Source organism: Paramagnetospirillum magnetotacticum MS-1, from assembly GCF_000829825.1.
GTDB lineage: Bacteria > Pseudomonadota > Alphaproteobacteria > Rhodospirillales > Magnetospirillaceae > Phaeospirillum > Phaeospirillum magnetotacticum.
Map to the genome: position 1 here is coordinate 219273 of NZ_JXSL01000009.1, position 19101 is coordinate 238373.

Genomic DNA, 19101 nt, shown 5'->3' on the forward strand with positions numbered 1-19101 from the left:
GCGATGCCCCAAACCTTCTTTGATTTTCAAAATATAGGGAGGTTAGGAGGTCTCCTCCAACCGGGGTCGGGGCGGGAGCCCCGCATCTCCCTCAAACGCTCATCCCCGCCACCCAGCCCGACGACCACGCCCACTGGAAGTTATAGCCGCCCAGCCAACCGGCCACGTCGACGGCCTCGCCGACGAAGAAGAGGCCGGGATGGGATTTGGCCGCCATGGTCTTGGAGGAAAGACCGGCGGTGTCCACACCGCCCAAGGTGACCTCGGCGGTGCGATAGCCCTCGCTGCCCGCCGGAACCAGCGGCCACTGGGACAGCAGCCGGGCCAATCCGGCCAGGGCGGCATTTGTCGACTGACCAATCGGTCGACCCAGCAGCCCAGCCCGCTCCACCAGGGCGCGGGCCAGTCTGGCGGGCAGCAGCTCTCCCACGATGGTTTCCACCTGGGCATTGGGCCTTTGCGCCTTGCGCTCCAGCAGGCGGGCCTGCACGTCCAGGTCGGGAAGCAGGTTAAGCGTAATAGACTGACCGGTCAGCCAATACGAACTGATCTGCAAAATGGCCGGTCCCGACAATCCTCGATGGGTGAACAGCACGGCTTCGCGGAATTTGGTCTTGCCGAATGTCACCTCGGCTGGAATGGCGATACCGGCCAGATCGCGCATCAGGTCGAGATCGGCCCCGGTAAAGGTCAGCGGCACCAATCCGGGCCGCGGCGCCACCACCGCCAAGCCATAACGCCCGGCCAGGGTATGGGCGAAGCCGGTAGCGCCGATCTTCGGCACCGATAATCCGCCTGTGGCCACCACCAAAGCGGCGGCCTCATAGGTTCCTCGGCTGGTGGCCGCCCGGAAGGGGCCGTCGCCGGTGACGGCGCCGATCTTGGCGTCGAGCACCATCTCCACCCCACCCGCGCCACATTCGCTCATCAGCATGGAGACGATATCGGCAGCGGAATTGTCGCAGAAAAGCTGTCCATGCTCGCGCTCGTGGAAGGCGATGCGGTAGCGCTTCATCAGGTCGAGGAAATCGGCGGGGCCGTACCGCTTCAGCGCCGAGGTGGCGTAATGGGGATTGGCCGACAGATACTGGGCGGGCGTCACGGTGCGGTTGGTGAAGTTGCACTTGCCGCCGCCCGAGATGAGGATCTTGCGCCCCGGCTGGTCGCTGTGGTCCAGCACCACCACCCTCTTGCCCCGCCCCGAGGCCAGGGCGGCGCACATCAGCCCGGCGGCACCGGCACCGATCACCATCACGTCATAGGGGAAAAGAGAGTTCAAATCTCGACCGCCCCCAGCTTGGCCTGGGTTTCCTTCAGGCGGTCGGCCTTTTTCTTCATATCGTGTTCCATGCGCTTGATGCGCTTGTCCAGGTCCTCGATATGGGCGAGGCGCTCGGCCCGTTTCTGCTTGTTGTAGCCCGAGGTGAAGCGTTTGATGCCCCAATCGGCGGTGACGAAGAACAAGGCGGCACCCGCCACCAAGGTGATGATGGCCGCCACGCCGCCATAGGCGCTGTTGACCGCCACCATGGCCCCCCAAAAACCGATGGTCACCAAGGACGAGGCCGAGGCCAGAACCAGGCGGTTGACCGTCTGGTCATAGCGCATCAACCGCTTTTCGTGCTCGCGCATGGCGTTGACGATCTCTTCGCGGGCGATGTTCTGCCAGGTGCGGAACGACATGCCTTTGACCGTCCGGTTCTCGCGGATGGTCTGTTCCAGCTTGCGAACCAGATAATCGGCCTTCTGTTCCGGTGTCGGGCCTTCGACGGCCAAGGCGTATCTCCTGCGGCTATGGACGGCCGCAGTCTAAAGCGGTTCTCTGCGGGACGGAAGCCGTCGCCGACTCCGTCATCCCGGCCGAACAACGTGAGAGCCGGGACCCAGGAGTCACGCCCCCCTGGGCCCCGGATAGCGCGATGCGCTTCCGGGGTGACGATGGCGGTAAACCTCACCCATCACGCTTTCCGGAAAGGCCCTTCCTCGGTCTGGTCAGCCATATCCTCGGCCACTTGGGCGCGTTCATGGGCGAGATAGCGGGCCACCGGCTCGGCCAGGGCGGCATCGGCGATCCAGTGGGCTGAATAGGTGGGCGTCGGCAGGTAGCCCCGGCTGACCTTGTGCTCGCCCTGGGCTCCGGCCTCGACGCGCGCCAGTCCATGGGCGATGGCGAAGTCCAGGGCGCGGTAGTAGCAGGCCTCGAAATGCAGGAAGTCCACATGCCGCCCGCCACCCCAGGTGCGGCCATAAAGCGTGTCCTTGCCCAGCATGTTGAAGGCGGCCCCCAGGGGCTCGCCGTCATCTTCGGCCCAGACCAGGACCACGGCTTCGGCCAGATTCGAGGCCGACAGTTCCTCGAAGAAGGCGCGGTTGACATAGGCCCGACCCCATTTGCGGTCGACCACCGACTCATAGAAGGCATGAAACACATCCCAATGGCGCGATTTGACCTCGGTGCCCACCAAGGTGGTGATGCGCACGCCGGAGCGCGCCACGGCGTCGCGCTCCTTACGGATCTGCTTGCGTTTGCGCGACGACAATTGCCCCAGAAAGTCGTCAAAGCTTTGATAGCCCTGATTGCTCCAGTGATACTGGCTGCCCAGGCGTTGCAGATAGCCCACCTCGCCCAGTCCCTCATACTCCTGGCCGCTGGGAAAGGTGACGTGCACCGAACTGGCCCCCAGGCGACGCGCCAGATCCACCATGGAAGCTGCCAGGACACGGCGCAGCCTTGGGCCGTCCTCTCCGGGGCGGACCAGCAGGCGCGGCCCCGTGACGGGCGTGAAGGGCACGGCGCATTGCAGCTTTGGGTAATAGCGCCCTCCCGCCCGCTCATAGGCCTGGGCCCAACTCCAGTCGAAGACGTATTCGCCGAAGGAATGGCTTTTGAGATAAAGCGGCGCCGCCGCCAGCAAGCGGCCCTCCGCGTCCCTCACCGCCAGATGGCGGGGCGTCCAGCCGGTCTGGGCCGTGGCCGATCCCGAATGCTCCATGGCCAGAAGGAAAGCGTGGCGAATAAAGGGATTATGGCTCCCTGCACACCCATCCCACTCCTCCGCCCCGATCTCAGCGATGGCGGATAAGACGGTGACGGTCAGGGACTGGTTTCCATCGGGCATGCTCGCCGGACCTGCCTTTTGCCGTAACAGCGGGGACACCCTTGCAGATAGTGCGGCGCACGGCCAATTCCAACGCACCGCGCGATGACTCTTTATAGTTGTTATATGCATGCTATAGATGCATTATTCGAATCATTATTCGCTTGCGTACACCTATTGTGCGCAACAGTTCGATGATCGATAAAAAGGGGGGGGGTGTCATGGGCAATGGGGTTTCAATCTCGCGGCTCGCACTGCTGTCTGGCGTCCTTTCCTTGGGGGGCTGCATCGAACTGCTGTCCACCACGCCGCCCCAGATCACTGATCAGAGTCAGATCACCGCCGCCCCACCCAACATTACCTTGACCTCCGTGCAGCAGAATATCGCCTATGCCGATATCCTGATTGATATGTACAACAAGCGGACTGTCGACCTGCGCAATACCGGATATTGGATGACCGCCCCGCTCTATGCGGCGGCCGTCGCCGCTGGCGCGGTCACCCTCCATGGCGCCAACACCAATGTTCTGGTGGATCTGGGCCTTGGAACCGGTGCCTATTATGTCTTGAATCAGAACCTTGATTTTTCCGGCCGAGCCGAGGTGCTGAGCGCATCGACGGAGAATTGGCGTTGCTTCAAGACCGCTGCCGAGAAGGTTAAGTTCTTTGACCCCAAGCAGTCTGGGGGGCCTGACTTCGGGACCATCATTCAAACCCGCAAGGCCCGCCTGGATCGCAATCTGGGAAAAGCCAAAGGCTACATTGCCAACAGTTCCGGTAGTGACGGAAATGTCCGCGCGGCGCTGGCCGCCGCCATCGCGCTGGGCACCAGTTCGAAACCTCTGGCCGTAAAGAATTCCCAAGCGGTGGCCGCAATTCCCGCCACCTTGGAAAAATATCGCCAGAAAATCGAGAACAGGGTCGCGACACTGTATTTCGGAAAGATGCAGCAATTCAGCGCCAAGGCCACCTTGGACGCCGTCACGGGCAGCATCAAGGAATTGGAAGACCACAAAAGCCAGATGCAGGCCACGCGCAATGCCCTGGACGGCAACGCCGGATTGGACCCCGACGGCAAGAACAAGCAGTCCGTCCAAAGCATGAATGTCCCCGGCAAGGCCGATGACAGCGTGACCCGCATACCGGGCGCCCCGACCGAGCAAGAGCAGAAGGCCGATACCAATCAGGCGAAAATCGACAATCTCGGCATCCAGGCCGCCACTCCAGACGCCGTGGGATCCCCCAGGCAAAGGACGGCTCCCAACGTCGTCAACCTGGACAAAAAAATGCGCGCCATGACCTATATCATCAACGAGACCTTGGAGCAGTTGGTCTCCGATCCCGAGACCCTCTCGGCAATCGAACTGCCCGTCGAACTGGCCAAATGCGTTCCTTGAGGCAGGAGCCCCCCCGATAGTGTGGGGGAGGCCTGACACCGGAGGGGGTTTTTTCTTGAGAGCCGTTGGTGCTATGGTCCGCGCCTTCGCATCGACGCTAAGGACCGCGCAGCTCGCGGTAGCCTTTTGACCATGTCCACCGACTTTTCCTCCCTGCCATTGGCGGAACTGACCGACGATGGCGGCAAGCCCATCCGGGCCCGCCTGCTGGCCACCCATGACATCGCCCAGGCGGTAGCCGATGCGGTGCGCGCCAATTGGGCGGTGATGCCTGCGGGTGGATTGACCAGCGCCATCGGGTCCTACGACTATGCCGACGAGGAGATCGCGGGCTTTGGCGGCATCGTCGCCATCCGCCCCAAGGGTGCCCTGGCCGCCGAGAGAGTGGCCGACGACACGCCGCTTTCGGCGCTGAAGACTCATCAGATCGCCATCGATTCCGGGAAGGGACTGGTTTCGGCCGGTGCGGGCCTTACCTTCACCCAGGTCAACGCCGCCCTGGCCGAAGCCATCGGCCCCAATGCCCGCGTCCTGGTGGATCTCACCAGCATCGGTTCGGCCTTCGTGGGCGGCGTGGTGGCCACCGGCGGCATGGGGCCGCTGCGCCTGTCGCCGCTCGGCACCCTGGATGCCGTCAGCCTTGCCGATGGCGGCGACGTGGCCCGCCTGGTCGAGGATGACACCCTGGCCGAGGTGCAGGGCATGCAAGGCTGGACCGGCATGGTGGCCGCCGCCCGCTTTCGCTTCTTCCTGGTTCCCTCCGGCGAGTTCGGGCTGGTTCTGCCGGTGCAGGGCTCGGACGTGGACACCATTGCCAGCCTGCTGGCCTGGCTGCGCCCCTGGACCCAGATCACCCTGCCCGCCGAGGCCGGGGGCCTTGTTGCCGGCGAGGGCGGCGACACGGTGCTGAACGGCATCGAACTGGTCAGCCGCGATTCCCTGGAAACCTTCATCGAGCATTCGGAAGAGCCTGCACGCTCCAAGGCGCAAGGCCTGCTGCAATCGTGCGAATATGCGGGCGCCGATATGCTGGCCTGCCTCACCGGCTGGTCCGAACTGTCCATCGACGATGTGCTGATGAGCCTTCTGGACCCCGAGACCGAGACCATCGGCGGCGTGATGATCGATTTCGGCGTGGGCTTCTCCTCGGGCGCCGAGATGGAGACCTTCCGCGCCATCCGCGAAGGCGCCCCCGATCTGGCCCGCACCAAGGCACGTGTTGTTCAACCCGGAAAATTGAAGCCGTGGAGTACCTCCACCGACATCAATATCGTCCTGCCCGCCGATACCGGAGCCATCGTCTCGGTGCTGGAGGCCTATGCCGATTACCGCTCGGCCATCCGCGTTCTGGCCCGTGAGTTGAAGGGCGCGGTGGAGGTGGAACTGTCGGCCTATGGCCATCTGTCTCCGGCAGGCATCGATCCGCACCACCGGGTCACCCTGTTCGCCCCCGAAGGCGCCGAAGCCGCCCTGGCCGGAGCCCGTCAGGCGGTGGCCGCCAACAAGCGCACCCTGATCCACGATCTGCTGTTCGCCGCCAAGAGCAACGGCCTCGTGGTGACCGGCGGGGAAAAAGGCGCGCCCTCCCTGGTGGAGATCGCGCGGGCCGCTGGCGGCGAGGGACGCCTGCCCGAGGGACTGAAATCAGCCTTCGCCCGGACCCGCGCCGTCGTCATGGCCGCGCCCGCCCATTTCAACTTCCGCGCGCCAGCCGAACTGCGGACCGAGGACTGATCACACCACCTCGGGCTGCGCCTTGGTGGGCAGCCAGATGTGGACCGTGGTGCCCTTGCCGGGCTCGGAATCCAGCCATAACCGCCCGCCGTGGATCTTCGCCACTTTCAGGGCCGAGGCCAGACCCAGTCCGGCCCCAGGGAAGGTGGAGCGCGAATGCAGGCGCGAGAAGGGCCGGATGATGGTCTGCAGATATTGCGGATCGATGCCGATGCCGTTATCGCTGATATCGATGCGCCAGCCCTCTTCCTCGGCCTGGGCGGTGATGTTCACCTGGGGCGGGACGTCGGGACGGACGAACTTGATGGCATTGCTGATCAGGTTCTCGAAGAGAATGAACAGCAGCACCGGATCGGCCTGGACCACCGGCATCTCGCCCACCCTGAACTGGGGCGGGTTGGCCGTGGACATGGCGGTGCAGTCGGCGATGGCCTGATCCACCACCCGGCGGCAATCCACCGGGGCGAAGGCGGTCATGGGGCGGTTGGAGCGGGTGTAGTCCACCAGTCCCTTGACCAGCAGGCTGAGCTGGTTGGCGCCTTCGCGGATGAAGGTCATGCTGCTTTGCGCCCGTTCGGGCATCTCGCCGCCGAATTCGCGGTCCAGGCGCTGGGTATAGGCCAGGATATAGCGGATGGGTTCCTGTAGATCATGGGAGGCGGCGAACAGCATGCGCTCCAGTTCGCCCTTGGCCTCCACCGCCAGATCGGAACTGTGCTTTTGCACCGAGATGTCGCGGATGGACGAGCGCGTGCCCAGGGGCGCGCCCTCTCCGTCGAAGATGGGCTGCCACGACATGGCCACCCACAAGATATCGCCCTGCTTGTTCTGGATGCGGAACTCCATGTCCTGGCCAGACTGCCCGTTCTGGGCGCTGGCCAGAACGCTGCTGACCTGAGGGCGGTCGTCCCCGACCACCATGGGCAGGGGAAAACCTTCCATCTCGTGGCATTCCGCGACGCTGTAGCCGGTAATGCGCTCCACCGCCGGATTGACCCAGCGCAGATGGCCCTCGGTATCGAACCAATTCTCCCAGGCATAGGTGAAATCGGCGATGGCGCGGAACCGTTTCTGGCTTTCATCCAGATCCTGGATGCGGCTTTCCACCGCGACGGACATGGTGTTGAAAGCCTGGGTGAGTACGGCGATCTCATCCTTGCCTTCCATCTTGAGACGGATGGAAAAATCACCCCCGGCCACCTTGAGCGATGCCCGTGCCAGCATGTCGAGATGACGGGTCAGCCAATAGCCGATGGCGGCCAGCAAGGTGACGGTCAGAACCACCTCGACCACGGCGATGCCCAGGCTTTGATGCAGCAATTCGCGCCGCGCCGTGCCCAGAAAGCGGGTATCAAGGCCGTAGCGCGCCTCGCCATAGCGCTGCCCCAGGAAGACGACGTCGAAGGCGCCCCGATACTCGTCCAGTTCCGGCGAAAGGACTTTCTCAGCCGAGGGCAAGGGACCGTTGCCATCATGTCCCCAGGCCGCCACCACCTTACCCGCCGCATTGGTCACCACCATATAGGTGATGCCCTTGGAAGCTCCCCATCCCTCGATGATGCTTTGCAGCGCGGCATAATCGCGTTCGGCCAACTGCCCGGCCAGGGTGATGTTGTACGAGGACTCCTGCGCCTGAAGACGCAATTGGGTGCTGTCGGACAGATGTGTCTGGATCAGCCGCACGCTGTTGGTCACCAGCAGGGTCAGCATGATCAGCTCGACCAGGACGCTGAACGCCAGCAGGCGAAGCCGCAGCGAATTGACCGGCCGGACCGATGGAGGGCGCGCATAACCGAAACTCAATTCCCACTCCTGCCGTTGGTGGCGGGGCTGTTGCCCGCCCTCATCACCATTTGGGCGTAGGGCCGCGCCTGTTCCATATCGGCGGGAGTAACGGGCACAAGTCCCTTGAAGCCACCGGCCTTAAAGAAAGCCCGCCCCTTCTCGGTCGCGCCAAAATCGCCAAGCGCTTCGCGGATCACGCCGATGGTCTCTTGCCCCAGCCGGGGATGGGCCAGGATGAACTGATGGGGAATGCGCAGACGGCTGGCGAAGGACACGACTTTCTCTCGCTGATCCTCGGGAAGCTGCTGCAACACCGACGCAGAACTGATGGCCGCATCGGCGTCGCCGATGGCCACGGCCCGAACCGCGGTGGAATGGCTTGAAACCTCGTTCAGTTCATAGTCCACCCCGGCAAGCATGCCATAATCGACCATCATCCAGGTTTCCGCCACCACCGACAGGGCGGCCAGTCGGTCAGCGGTCAAGACTCGCTTGCCGCGCAGATGCCGCGCCTCGCGCAGGGCACTCTCCTTGGTCACCACGATCAGAGGGGTCAGCTCCTGTTGATAGCGTAACATCGCCACATAGCCGCGATCCGTCGCGATCACCCCGAAATGGGGGGCGGCCACCAGCATGTCGAACTCGACGGCGGCAATATCGTCCAAGTAAGAATGAAAGTTGCCCGAAGTATACAGCTCAACCGGACGGCCCAGGGCCTGTTGCAGATGCTGGCGCAGGGGATCGTAGAGCTTGAGAAGGCTCAGCGTGGCGACGGTGGGCAGCAACCCGATGCGGATGGGCGTCGCCGCAGCCCCGTCCGCGGCCCCCGCCCGCATGGGCGCCACCAGCAGAAGTATCGCGAGAAGCCTGACGATGAATCGAAGCGAACCCTGGATCATCTTGCTCCCCAACCCAAGGCCTCAACCATAGCATTCCCGCCCGACCCGGCAAACCAATTGAACGCTGGCGCCGAAACTTGGCTCGCGAAAACCTCCTGCGGCGCATGCCAACCAAGGCATACCAGACTCATGGTATAGGAGAGAATATTTGCCCTACAGACATAAACTATTAAAATCTCAAGGTTAGTGTGTAGTATGGGTTCATCCTCCCTGATGGGACTTTCCGGGAGGATTGAGGCCGATGGGGTTCTGACTGCCTCCTCTCGGATTGTTGAAGTATGAAGGTTAAGGGCGGGCGAAAGGGTAAGTATTCCACTAAGCGCATGGCTTTGATGCCGCGCTGGGGGAAAGCTCGTCCTGGTTCCGGCGCGCATCACCACCTTGGCCTGTTTGAACGTCTGGCTCTGCGGGCCGTTCGGCGGCGCGAGCGCGCCAAGACCGAAGCAATCGCGGAAACTTCGCATGCACCGCTCCACCACGCTTCGGCCGTCTCCTCACCGCCGCTGGCGGAACGTCTGAGCGCCTGGTCGAGAAACGCCCTGCGCGGGTCGTCGCGTGTTCTTTCCGCCGTTTCAAGCCGGATCACGGATGCCCTACCCCAATCGGGCCCCCTGTCATCGGTCAGCCGCGCCCTGGCGGCCCCCTTCAGCGGCCTGCTGAACGGTTTCCGTGCGGCCTTTGCCCCGGTGACCGCCGAGGGCGACCGCGCTGGCGGCACCTCCGCCTCCCACGCCCCCCCGCGACAGGCTGCCGCCCCCGCCAGCGCAGCCATGTCCGAGGAAAGGGCCTATTCCATCATCTCCAGGGCTCTGGCGGAGATTCCCGACAAGGGTGATCCGAGCCTTCCTCCCGACGTGCAGCTTTTGGCCACCCTGCTGTCGGACCCGCCGCCCCGGGACGACTTCAAGGCGTCCGATCTGGTGCGCGACTGCTTCGCCGCCCAAGGTGTCAGCGGGCTGCAAAGCCGCCCCCTGCTGGGCGTCGCCATCCATCTGACCCGGCAATTCGGCTTGCCCACCCGCCTGCCCCTGGCCTCGGACCGGGCCTGGCGCATGCTCGACCCGGTCACCTTCGAAGACGAAATGGCGGCGCAGCTGGCCGCCATCCGCGCCTTCATCTCCGACTGGCAGAAGACCCAGCAGACCTTCCTGGTCCTTGAATTCGCCGAAATCGAACTGATCGAATGGCTGTTCGAATGCCTGCATCCGGCCCGGCATTCAGACCTGCTATTCGAAGTCATGAACTTCAAGGTTCTGTCCAACCGCCGCCAGGGCATCCTGCGGCGCATTCCCCACCGGGTCCGCAAATTCGTCAAGGATTCGGGCGAAGGGCACGAGGCCGTTCTTTACGCGGCCGGTGCCCACGCCTATCTGAACCGTCTGGTGACCACCCACGGCTTCACCCCCATCGTCGATACCGCCACCCTCGGTCTGGAGGAAGTGGAGAAGGTCCTCGAGAAGCTCAAGCCGCCGCCCGCCCTTCCCGGCCCCGGCCAGGCTGGCGACGCCCAGGCCCTGGCCCGCATCACCCCGGTCAAGATGCCAGCCTCGGAACTGGCGGACAGGGCCATCGCCGCCGCCCAGCAGGCAACCGCCGCCGCCCCGGCTCCCGTGTCTGCACCCGTGGCGCCCGTTGCCCCTGTTGCGCCCGTTGCGCCGCAGCAATTGTCGTCCCAGCCGCTGCCGCCGCGCCCCCAAACCGCCGCCCCCGTCCTGGCGCCCGTCGGCCAGGCGCCCATCAGCCAGGCTCCGGTTATCAAGGTTCCTGTAGCCCAGGTTCCGGCGGCGCAGGCTTCGCTTCCCGTTCCGCAACCGGCGCAGGGCGTCCGCCCCGCCACCACCCGCCTGCAGGCCAAGCATATCCGCGCCGGAGCCGAACTGACCATTCCGTCGCGTTCGTCAGGGCGCATCCCCCTTGGCCGCATGTTCTCCACCGGCGACAGGGCCGACGCGCCGATTCCCTCCATCTCGGTCCAGAGCGAGCAGACCGGCCCCCGTGGCCGTCCGTCCCAGCTGCCCGCCCCCATCAATGCCGTCATCCCGGCCAGCCTGCCCCATCTGGCCCTGCCTGCCCCCGCGGCGGTGTCGGGGTCTGTCGCGCCGCAACCGGCCAAGGCGGTGACCGGCCGGATCAATATGGCTCTGCCGGGCCGCCCTGCCCCCGCGGCGCAGGCTCCGACGGCGCTGGCCCCCTCCGCGCAGGCCCCAGTTGCACAGGCCCCAGTTGCGCAGGCCCCGGCGGCGACCGTGGCGCCCGCGCCCGCCGTCCAGGCGCTGGCTCCCGCCAAACCGGTCCCCAGGGTCGCCGTTCTCAAACCGGCAGCGCCCGTGCAGGCCGTCTCCCCGGTTCCGCCCGTCCTGGCCGAAACCGCCCCCACGACAGCACGCGGCGACAACATCACCAAGCTGACCATGGTGCAGAAGCGGCGCCTGCCCATCACCCAGGCCCTGAAGCGTCAGGCGGTGATGCGGGTTCTGCGGGGCGAGGACGCCGAAGCCATCGCGTCCTCCATCGGCATCAGCCGCACCAAGCTGGACGATTGGGTCGATAAATTCGTGGCCGCTGGCGCCGGTGCCCTGACCGCCAGCCGCAAGCGCAAGGCCGAGGAGCTTACCGTCGACACCCTGCGCACAAAGCTGGCCGAGGTCCTGGCCACGGCCCAGCTGATCGAACAGGTTATGGAGGCCTCGCTGCCCCGCCGCCCCCTGGCTCTGGCCGCACCCCAGGAGCCCACCACCGAAGCGCCGCCGCGCCGTCCGCGCAATAAGCGGGGCTGATTTTCTTGTCCCATCCCGGTAAAAAGGGCCTCGGCCAAGGCCTTGCGGGCAGCCATGCGTCATCCTACCCACATGGCATGCCAAGCGGGTGTGGACGGACGGGCGGTAATGGAATAAGAATTATGCACAACATCAAGAAACGGCGGGGGGATCGGGGCGCTGCGGCTCGTTCGCGGCGCTATCTCCGTGTAAAGGTCAACCGGTGGATCGGATGCGTATGACGGCCCAAAAGAGCGACGAGAGCGCCCTGCCCCTGATCGGGATCTACGAGATCAGCAAAATTCTCGGAGCCACCCTGGATCTGGACAAGGCCCTGCATGATGTCCTCAACGTCCTGGCCTCCTACCTCAACATGCGCCACGGCGCCGTGGTTCTGAAGGACGAGGCGGGCAAATCCCATCTGGCCGCCGTTACCGGCATGTCCCTGCGCCTGGCGCGCGAAGGCGTGCTGAAATATCCCTTCGCCGCCGTCGATAAGGTGATGAATACCGGCATTCCCATGGTGGTGCCCGATGCCGCCGAGGAACCGCTGCTGACCGAATACGTCGCCGAGAACGACGATTCCCTCGAAGACGAGCGTTTGTCCTTCTTCTGCGTGCCCATCAAGACCACCGACAAGCCCTTCGGCGCGCTGTCGGTGGAACGTTCGTGGAGCGACAGCGCCCAGTATGTGTTCGAGCACGACCTGCGCTTCCTCACCATGGTCGCCACCCTGATCGGCCAGACCGCCAGCCTGCACCGCAAGCTGGCCAATGACCGCGAAACCCTGATGACCGACGCGGCGCGCCTGCACAAGCGCATGGCCGAGGTCCGCCCCACCCTGCCCATCCGGGGCTTGGAAGACGTGGTGGGCTCCTCCGAGGCCATGGCTCGCGTCTTCGCCCATGTGCAGCAGGCCGCCCCCACCAAGGCGACCATCTTGTTGCGCGGCGAAAGCGGTACCGGCAAGGAACTGGTGGCCCGCGCCATTCACATCCTGTCGGCCCGCGCGCAAAAGCCCTTCATCAAGGTCAATTGCGCCGCCCTTTCGGAAAGCGTGCTGGAATCAGAACTGTTCGGTCACGAGAAGGGGGCCTTCACCGGCGCCGTGGCCGAACGCAAGGGCCGCTTCGAACTGTCCACCGGGGGCACCTTGTTCCTGGACGAGATCGGCGAGATTTCCGCCAACTTCCAGGCCAAGCTGCTGCGCGTGCTCCAGGAGGGCGAGTTCGAGCGGGTCGGCGGCAACAAGACCGTCAAGGTCGATGTCCGTCTGATCGCCGCCACCAATCGCGACCTGGAAGCCGGGGTGGCCGACGGTTCGTTCCGCGCCGACCTGTATTACCGCCTCAACGTGGTGCCCATCTTCCTGCCGCCACTGCGCGAACGCTCGGGCGACATTCCGTTGCTGGCCATGTATTTCCTCAAGCAGTTCAACGAGGAGAACGGCCGGGGCCTGACCTTCTCCCAGACGGCGCTCGAGGCGCTGCAGCGATGTTATTTCCCCGGCAATGTGCGCGAGCTTGAAAATTGCGTCTATCGCACCGCCACCATGACCAAGGGCGAGATGATCGACGAGATGGACCTGTCGTGCAAACAGGACACCTGTCTGTCCTCCACCTTGTGGCACAAGCGCAATCCGGCGGATAAGGCGGCGCCCAATCTCAGCGCGCCCATCCCGGTTCCCACCGGCCCCATCGTCCCGCCCGCCCATGCGGCCCCGCCTCTGCCCTCGGCTCCTGTCCCGGCTCCGGCCCCGCCAGCCGCGGAAACGCCCGCCGAGGCCTCCCTCTCCGACGAGGATCTCTCCGAGCGCGAGCGTCTGATCCAGGCCATGGAGCGTTGCGGCTGGGTCCAGGCCAAGGCCGCCCGCCTCATGGGCCTGACGCCCCGCCAGATCGGCTATGCACTGAAGAAACACAATATCGAGATTCAGCAGCTGTGAGCGGTCCCGGTCTGCTGCCCTTCCGCCTGACCATCTGCGGCATCGACGAACTGCCCGACCATGCGGCGGCTGGGGTCAGCCATGTGGTGACCATTCTCGATCCCCAATGGCCGGACCCCGAGCATTTCGCTCTCTATCCGCCCCACAGCCGCACCATCTGGCGCTTCCACGACATCGTCAATCCGCAGGAGGGTCAGGCTCACCCCACCATGCGCGACGTCGAAGCCATCCTGGATTACGGCACGGCGCTGAAGACGGAAACTGTGGAGCATCTGCTGATCCACTGCCACATGGGCATCTCGCGCTCCACCGCCACGGCCATCATCCTGATGGCCCAGCACAATCCGGGGCGAGAGGCCGAGGCCTTCACCCATCTGAAGGCCATCCGCCCGTTCTCCTGGCCCAATTCACGCATGGTGCGCATGGCCGACGATCAGTTGAAGCGCAAGGGGGCCCTGGTCGATGCCATGCGCCTGCACCATCACGGCGTGGCAAGGCGCCATCCCGACAAGATGGCTTATCTGAGGACCAGCGAGCGAGCGGCGGAAGTCCCACCCGAGGAATGAGGTCCGGCGCCTCATCGCGCCGCCATGGCCTTAACCGAATCGTTAAGGCACTATTGGATATTATCCCCAGCCAAGCTGAGGGCAATATCCAAACGATGCCAATGAAGCACCGCATTGAACAGCATCAGATGATTCGGACCATGACGGCAGCCATTCAGAACCTCGACCTCAAGACCAAGATCGTTGTGGCCTGTGTCGGCATGTTCGTTGCCGCCATCTGGCTGCTTGCCCACGACGTAGCGGAAGAAATTCGCGATGACGTCACGTCGGTGATTTCCGCCGAGCAGGCTGCGCTGGTGGATCACATCACCGACAGCCTCGAGGAAGAGAGCAAGCTGCGGATCAACACGCTGAAGGACATTGCTTCGCTGATCACCCCGGAATTGATGGGAAACAACGAGCGTCTGGGGGAAAAACTGGCCGCGTTCAAACATGTCGGCCGACTGTTCAACCTGGGCCTGTCCGTGGTTTCGCGGCAAGGAATCGGCGTCGCCGACTTTCCGGCACTGAATGGCAGGGCGGGCTATGATTTCTCTGGCGAAGATTATTTCCCGATGATCATGGCAGGCAGGGACGTCGCCATATCCCGCCCGCGCCTGGGACGGTTCAGCAGCAGGCCGATCGTCTTGCTGGCGGTTCCCATCCGCGGCCCGGCCGACCAGATCATTGGCATCCTGGTGGGATCCAATTCCGTCTCGGACAGTGACTTCTTCACCGAAATCATTCCCCGGCAGAGCCGCCTCGAAGGGGAATTCCACATCATTTCCCCCAAGGACCGGCTTTACGTCGCCTCCACCAGGAAGGAGCGGATTCTTCAGCCCCTGCCAGCAGCGGGCGTCAACCGTATGCTCGACCGCTATGTGGAGGGCTATGAAGGGTCGGGGATTTCCATCAACTCCCAGGGCATTGAAGTCCTCAGTTCCTCCAAGAGGATCGAAAGCGTGGGATGGGCCGTGATCGCCACCATGCCGACCTCCGTCGCATTTGCCCCCATCCAGCGCCTGACATTCGAGATCTATAAGGACGCCGCGCTGGCATCCCTTATCATCGCCATATTGCTCTGGTTGTTTGTCCGCCGCCAGTTGGCGCCGCTGGAACACTCGGCCGAGATGCTCAACGCCATGGCCTCGGGCAATCGCCCCTTGAGCCCCCTGCCGGTCGAGGGCGGACCGGAAATCCGTCAATTGCTGGATAGTTTCAACAAGTTCCACGACCGCATCAGTTCGCAAAAGCAGTCTCTGCGCGACAATGCCGAGCAATTGGTGCTGGCAGCCTCGGTGTTCGACGGGACCAGCGAGGCCATCGCCATCACCGATGCCGAGGGCCTGATCGTCAGCGTTAACAAACCGTTTTGCCGCCTGACCGGATACGACCTGGAAGAACTGGTCGGCCAAAATCCGAAAATTTTGAAATCGGGCCGCCATGACGCCGCCTTTTATGCCGAGATGTGGCAGTCCATCGTCACCTCGGGAAACTGGTCGGGAGAGGTTTGGAACCGCCGCAAGAACGGGGAGATCTATCCCGAACGCCTGACCATCTCGACCATCTATGATGGCGAAGGCCAGGTGCAGCGCCGCGTCGCCATTGCCTCCGACATCACCACCCAGAAGAAAGCCGAGGAGATCATCTGGCATCAGGCCAACCATGATCTGCTGACCGGTCTGCCCAATCGTCAGCGCTTCCTTGATCTGCTGCGCAAGGATTTGGCGCGTGCGGACGGCCTCCCCGACAGGGTCGTGGGCGTCCTGCTCGTTGATCTGGACCGCTTCAAGGAGATCAACGACACATTGGGACATGCCATCGGCGACCAATTACTGTTGGAGGTCGTCCGCCGGATCAGGTCCTGCCTGTCCGAAACGGATGTCGTCGGACATCTGGGAGCCGACGAATTCATTGTCTCCATGGTCGATGATCTCAGTACCGCCCGCATCGAGGCCACTGTCGCGGCCATTCGCATGGCCATCGCCGAACCCTTTCACTCGGGAAGCGATACCGTCCATCTGACCGCCAGCATCGGCATCACCGCTTATCCCACCGATGGAGGCGACATCGAGGAACTGCTCCGCAATGTGGATCAGGCCGTGCGCGAGGCCAAGGATGGGGGGCGCGACCGCTCGTGCTGCTTCACGGAGTCCATGCGAGAAGCAGGACAGACCAGACTGCAACTGGCCAACGACCTTCGTGAGGCGCTGGTCGCCGGGCAGTTCGAGGTCTACTACCAGCCCATCATCGACATGCCGTCCCGGACCATCGTCAAGGCCGAGGCCCTGCTGCGCTGGCGCCACCCGGAGCGCGGTTTCGTCAGCCCCGCGCTCTTCATCCCCATCGCCGAGGAAACCGGCCTGATCAGCGATATCGGCAATTGGGTCTTTCGCCAGGCCGCCGCCACCGCTCGTCGATTGTGCGATCGCTGCCCCTATGTGAATGGCGGTATTTGCCGCAAGGCGGAAATGGCCGGGCCAAACGCCCCATGCCTGTTCCAGATTGCCGTCAACAAATCGCCCCGCCAGTTCTTCTCAGGATTCAGCCACCTGGAATGGGCCGAGCATCTGCGCCAATTGAACATCTCGCCCCAATGCATCTCCATCGAGGTCACCGAGGGGCTGTTGCTGGGCCAGCATGCGGATGTGATGGAAAGATTGAGCAAGTTCCGCGCGGCGGGCATGCAGATCGCGCTGGACGATTTCGGCACCGGTTATTCCGCCATGTCCTATCTGAAGCGCTTTGATATCGATTACATCAAGATCGACCAGTCCTTCGTCCGCGACATGACCGACGATTCAAGCGACCGCGCCATCGCCGAGGCGATCATCGTGATGGCTCACCGCCTGGGCATGAAGGTTGTCGCCGAAGGGATCGAGACCGAAGAGCAATATGCCCTGCTTGCCGCCGCTGGCTGCGACTTCGGCCAGGGCTATCTGTTCGCCAGGCCCATGCCGGTTGATCAGTTCGAGCAGTTGGTCGGCCGACTTGACGAACCCGCCGCACTCCCCCAAAGGAGCGCGGCGGGCGAATAATCGGGCTAAGCCCTATTCAGCGCGCTGACCACCGCCTTCAGCGAGGCCATGGTGATGGAGGAATCCAGGGCGGCGCCGTGCACCGATCCTCCGCCCTCTCCGGCGATCTCCACATAACAGGCGGCCTGGGCCTCCGAGCCCGAACCGATGGCGTGTTCGTGATAGTCCCGGACCTTGACCTTGCGGCCCAAACCGGTTTCCAGCGCATGGATGAAGGCGTCCAGCGGGCCGTTGCCCTGGCCTTCGATGCGCTTTTCCACGCCGCGATCGCGGATGGTGGCCGAAATCGTCCGCGATGCGCCGCGGCCCTCGGAATGGGTCTCGTATTCCACCAGTTCCAGCGGCCAGTCCTTGAAATAGGTCTGGGAGAAGGCGGCCATGATCTCGCCCGAATCCAGTTCGCGGCCTGCCTTGTCGGCCATGGCCTGAACCACGCGGGCGAAGTCGATCTGCAGCGGACGGGGAATCTCCAATCCATGGTCGCGTTCCAGCACGGCGGCGATGCCGCCCTTGCCCGACTGGCTGTTGATGCGGATCACCGCTTCGTAGCTGCGCCCCACATCGGCCGGATCGATGGGGAGATAGGGCACTTCCCAGACCGGATCATTGGCCTTCTTGCGGGCGGCGAAGCCCTTCTTGATGGCATCCTGATGCGAGCCGGAAAAGGCGGTGTAGACCAGTTCCCCGGCATAAGGATGGCGGGGATGGACGGGCAGCCCGGTGCAATGCTCGGCGGTGCGCCGCACCGTGTCGATGTCGGAAAGGTCGAGAGCGGGGTCGACGCCCTGGGTATAGAGGTTGAGCGCCAGGGTCACCACGTCCACATTGCCGGTGCGTTCGCCATTGCCGAACAAGGTTCCCTCGACACGGTCAGCGCCCGCCATCACCGCCAGTTCGGCGGCCGCCACGCCGGTGCCCCGGTCGTTATGGGGATGAACCGAGACGATGAGCGAGTCGCGGTTCTTCACCGTGGCGCAGAACCACTCGATGACATCGGCATAGATATTGGGCGTCGACATCTCCACCGTGGCCGGGAGATTACAGATCATCCGGCGTTCCGGAGTGGCGCCCCAGGCCTCGGCCACCTTCTCCACGATCTCCACCGCGAAGTCGGGCTCGGTGCCGGTAAAGCTCTCGGCCGAGTACTGAAACACCACCTCGCCCTCGGGCCTTTGGGCGGAAAGCTCGCGCACCAGTTTGACTCCGCCCAGGGCGAGATCGATGCAGCCTTGGCGGTCGATGCCGAACACGATGCGCCGCTGGGCCTCGGAGGTGGAGTTGTACATGTGAAGAATGCAGCGCTTGGCCCCCGCCAGGGCCTCGAAAGTGCGGCGGATCAGGTCTTCGCGCGACTGGACCAGCACCTGGATGGTGACGTCGTCGGGAATATGGCCGCCCTCGATCAGCAGGCGGATGAAGTCGAAATCGGTCTGGGACGCGGCGGGAAAGCCCACCTCGATCTCCTTGAACCCCATTCCCACCAGGGTCTGCCACAGGGCCATCTTGCGATCCGATCCCATGGGATCGATCAGCGCCTGATTGCCGTCGCGCAGATCCACGGAACACCACATGGGTGGGCGGGTGATGGTGGCGTCGGGCCAGCGGCGGTGGCTGAGACGGATGGCGGGATAGGCCCGGTACTTGGTGCTGGCGGCAGGCATCATGGCCTGGTCCTCCTTGATCTTTTTGGCGATGAGGAAAGCGCGGCCCGGTCCTTGGAGCCGCCGGGCGGCCGCGAAAGACCTTATGCCCGGCGACCGCTGGTTAGTCGCAGCAGAGCCAGGGCGCCGAAGGCCGGAACACACATCGAGGAGAAGGAGGAGAGAGCTGACATCACGAAAGAACCTACCCGAAGGCTAAAACCACGAAATCCCGGAACCGAACTTACGATTCCAGGGTGGCTA

12 protein-coding genes are annotated in these 19101 nt (G+C 63.9%); 6 read left to right on the top strand and 6 right to left on the bottom strand.

Annotated elements, in window-relative coordinates:
• Window positions 1–91: 91 nt before the first annotated feature.
• The 3 genes from CCC_RS01245 to CCC_RS01255 form a co-directional block, all read right to left on the bottom strand.
• Entirely contained in the window at window positions 92–1252 is a 1161-nt protein-coding gene (locus tag CCC_RS01245) for a BaiN/RdsA family NAD(P)/FAD-dependent oxidoreductase (RefSeq protein ID WP_041039395.1), read from the bottom strand.
• 23 nt (window positions 1253–1275) lie between these two features.
• Window positions 1276–1776 (bottom strand): hypothetical protein, encoded by a 501-nt coding sequence (locus CCC_RS01250; protein ID WP_009867390.1) that lies wholly within the window; start codon window positions 1774–1776, stop codon window positions 1276–1278.
• 182 nt (window positions 1777–1958) lie between these two features.
• Entirely contained in the window at window positions 1959–3119 is a 1161-nt protein-coding gene (locus CCC_RS01255; protein WP_041039281.1) for a GNAT family N-acetyltransferase, read from the bottom strand.
• 98 nt (window positions 3120–3217) lie between these two features.
• Here CCC_RS01255 and CCC_RS01260 point away from each other — a divergent pair, with 98 nt between their 5' ends.
• Window positions 3218–4495: a hypothetical protein gene (locus CCC_RS01260; protein WP_152619664.1), complete on the top strand. Its 1278-nt coding sequence runs from the start codon at window positions 3218–3220 to the stop codon at window positions 4493–4495.
• Between the two features lie 132 nt (window positions 4496–4627).
• Window positions 4628–6229: an FAD-binding oxidoreductase gene (locus tag CCC_RS01265; protein WP_009866980.1), complete on the top strand. Its 1602-nt coding sequence runs from the start codon at window positions 4628–4630 to the stop codon at window positions 6227–6229.
• Here CCC_RS01265 and CCC_RS01270 read toward each other — a convergent pair whose 3' ends face one another.
• Window positions 6230–8032, bottom strand: a complete 1803-nt coding sequence (locus CCC_RS01270; protein ID WP_041039287.1) for an ATP-binding protein — start codon at window positions 8030–8032, stop codon at window positions 6230–6232.
• Window positions 8029–8913, bottom strand: coding sequence for a phosphate/phosphite/phosphonate ABC transporter substrate-binding protein (locus CCC_RS01275; protein ID WP_009867703.1), 885 nt, complete (start codon window positions 8911–8913; stop codon window positions 8029–8031). Before CCC_RS01275 ends, CCC_RS01270 begins: the two co-directional genes overlap by 4 nt.
• A 278-nt stretch (window positions 8914–9191) precedes the next feature.
• On the opposite strand from CCC_RS01275, the gene CCC_RS01280 reads away from it, so the two are divergent.
• The 4 genes from CCC_RS01280 to CCC_RS20955 all read left to right on the top strand — a co-directional run bounded on the left by CCC_RS01280 (window position 9192) and on the right by CCC_RS20955 (window position 17197).
• Window positions 9192–11690 (top strand): helix-turn-helix domain-containing protein, encoded by a 2499-nt coding sequence (locus CCC_RS01280; protein WP_152619665.1) that lies wholly within the window; start codon window positions 9192–9194, stop codon window positions 11688–11690.
• Window positions 11691–11907: 217 nt separating this feature from the next.
• A complete protein-coding gene (nifA, locus tag CCC_RS01285) occupies window positions 11908–13614 on the top strand; it encodes a nif-specific transcriptional activator NifA (RefSeq protein WP_009867706.1) in 1707 nt (568 codons plus the stop codon).
• On the top strand, window positions 13611–14180 hold the full coding sequence (locus CCC_RS01290) for a tyrosine phosphatase family protein (protein WP_009867707.1): 570 nt from the start codon (window positions 13611–13613) through the stop codon (window positions 14178–14180). Before nifA ends, CCC_RS01290 begins: the two co-directional genes overlap by 4 nt.
• A 140-nt stretch (window positions 14181–14320) precedes the next feature.
• The gene (locus tag CCC_RS20955; RefSeq protein ID WP_160295494.1) at window positions 14321–17197 is read left to right on the top strand and encodes a bifunctional diguanylate cyclase/phosphodiesterase; all 2877 of its coding nucleotides are present in this window, start codon (window positions 14321–14323) and stop codon (window positions 17195–17197) included.
• Between the two features lie 5 nt (window positions 17198–17202).
• Here the strand turns inward: CCC_RS20955 and leuA are convergent, their stop codons facing one another.
• The gene (gene leuA, locus CCC_RS01300; RefSeq protein ID WP_009868006.1) at window positions 17203–18861 is read right to left on the bottom strand and encodes a 2-isopropylmalate synthase; all 1659 of its coding nucleotides are present in this window, start codon (window positions 18859–18861) and stop codon (window positions 17203–17205) included.
• Between the last annotated feature and the right edge of the window lie 240 nt (window positions 18862–19101).

Excerpts from the sequence above, each read along its gene's own strand:
- CCC_RS01255 (WP_041039281.1), bottom strand. The coding sequence starts at position 3,119 with ATGCCCGATGGAAACCAGTCCCTGACCGTCACCGTCTTATCCGCCATC.
- CCC_RS01275 (WP_009867703.1), bottom strand. The coding sequence starts at position 8,913 with ATGATCCAGGGTTCGCTTCGATTCATCGTCAGGCTTCTCGCGATACTT.
- CCC_RS01265 (WP_009866980.1), top strand. The coding sequence starts at position 4,628 with ATGTCCACCGACTTTTCCTCCCTGCCATTGGCGGAACTGACCGACGAT.
- CCC_RS01245 (WP_041039395.1), bottom strand. The coding sequence starts at position 1,252 with ATGGTGATCGGTGCCGGTGCCGCCGGGCTGATGTGCGCCGCCCTGGCC.
- CCC_RS20955 (WP_160295494.1), top strand. The coding sequence starts at position 14,321 with ATGACGGCAGCCATTCAGAACCTCGACCTCAAGACCAAGATCGTTGTG.
- CCC_RS01280 (WP_152619665.1), top strand. The coding sequence starts at position 9,192 with ATGAAGGTTAAGGGCGGGCGAAAGGGTAAGTATTCCACTAAGCGCATG.
- nifA (WP_009867706.1), top strand. The coding sequence starts at position 11,908 with ATGACGGCCCAAAAGAGCGACGAGAGCGCCCTGCCCCTGATCGGGATC.
- leuA (WP_009868006.1), bottom strand. The coding sequence starts at position 18,861 with ATGATGCCTGCCGCCAGCACCAAGTACCGGGCCTATCCCGCCATCCGT.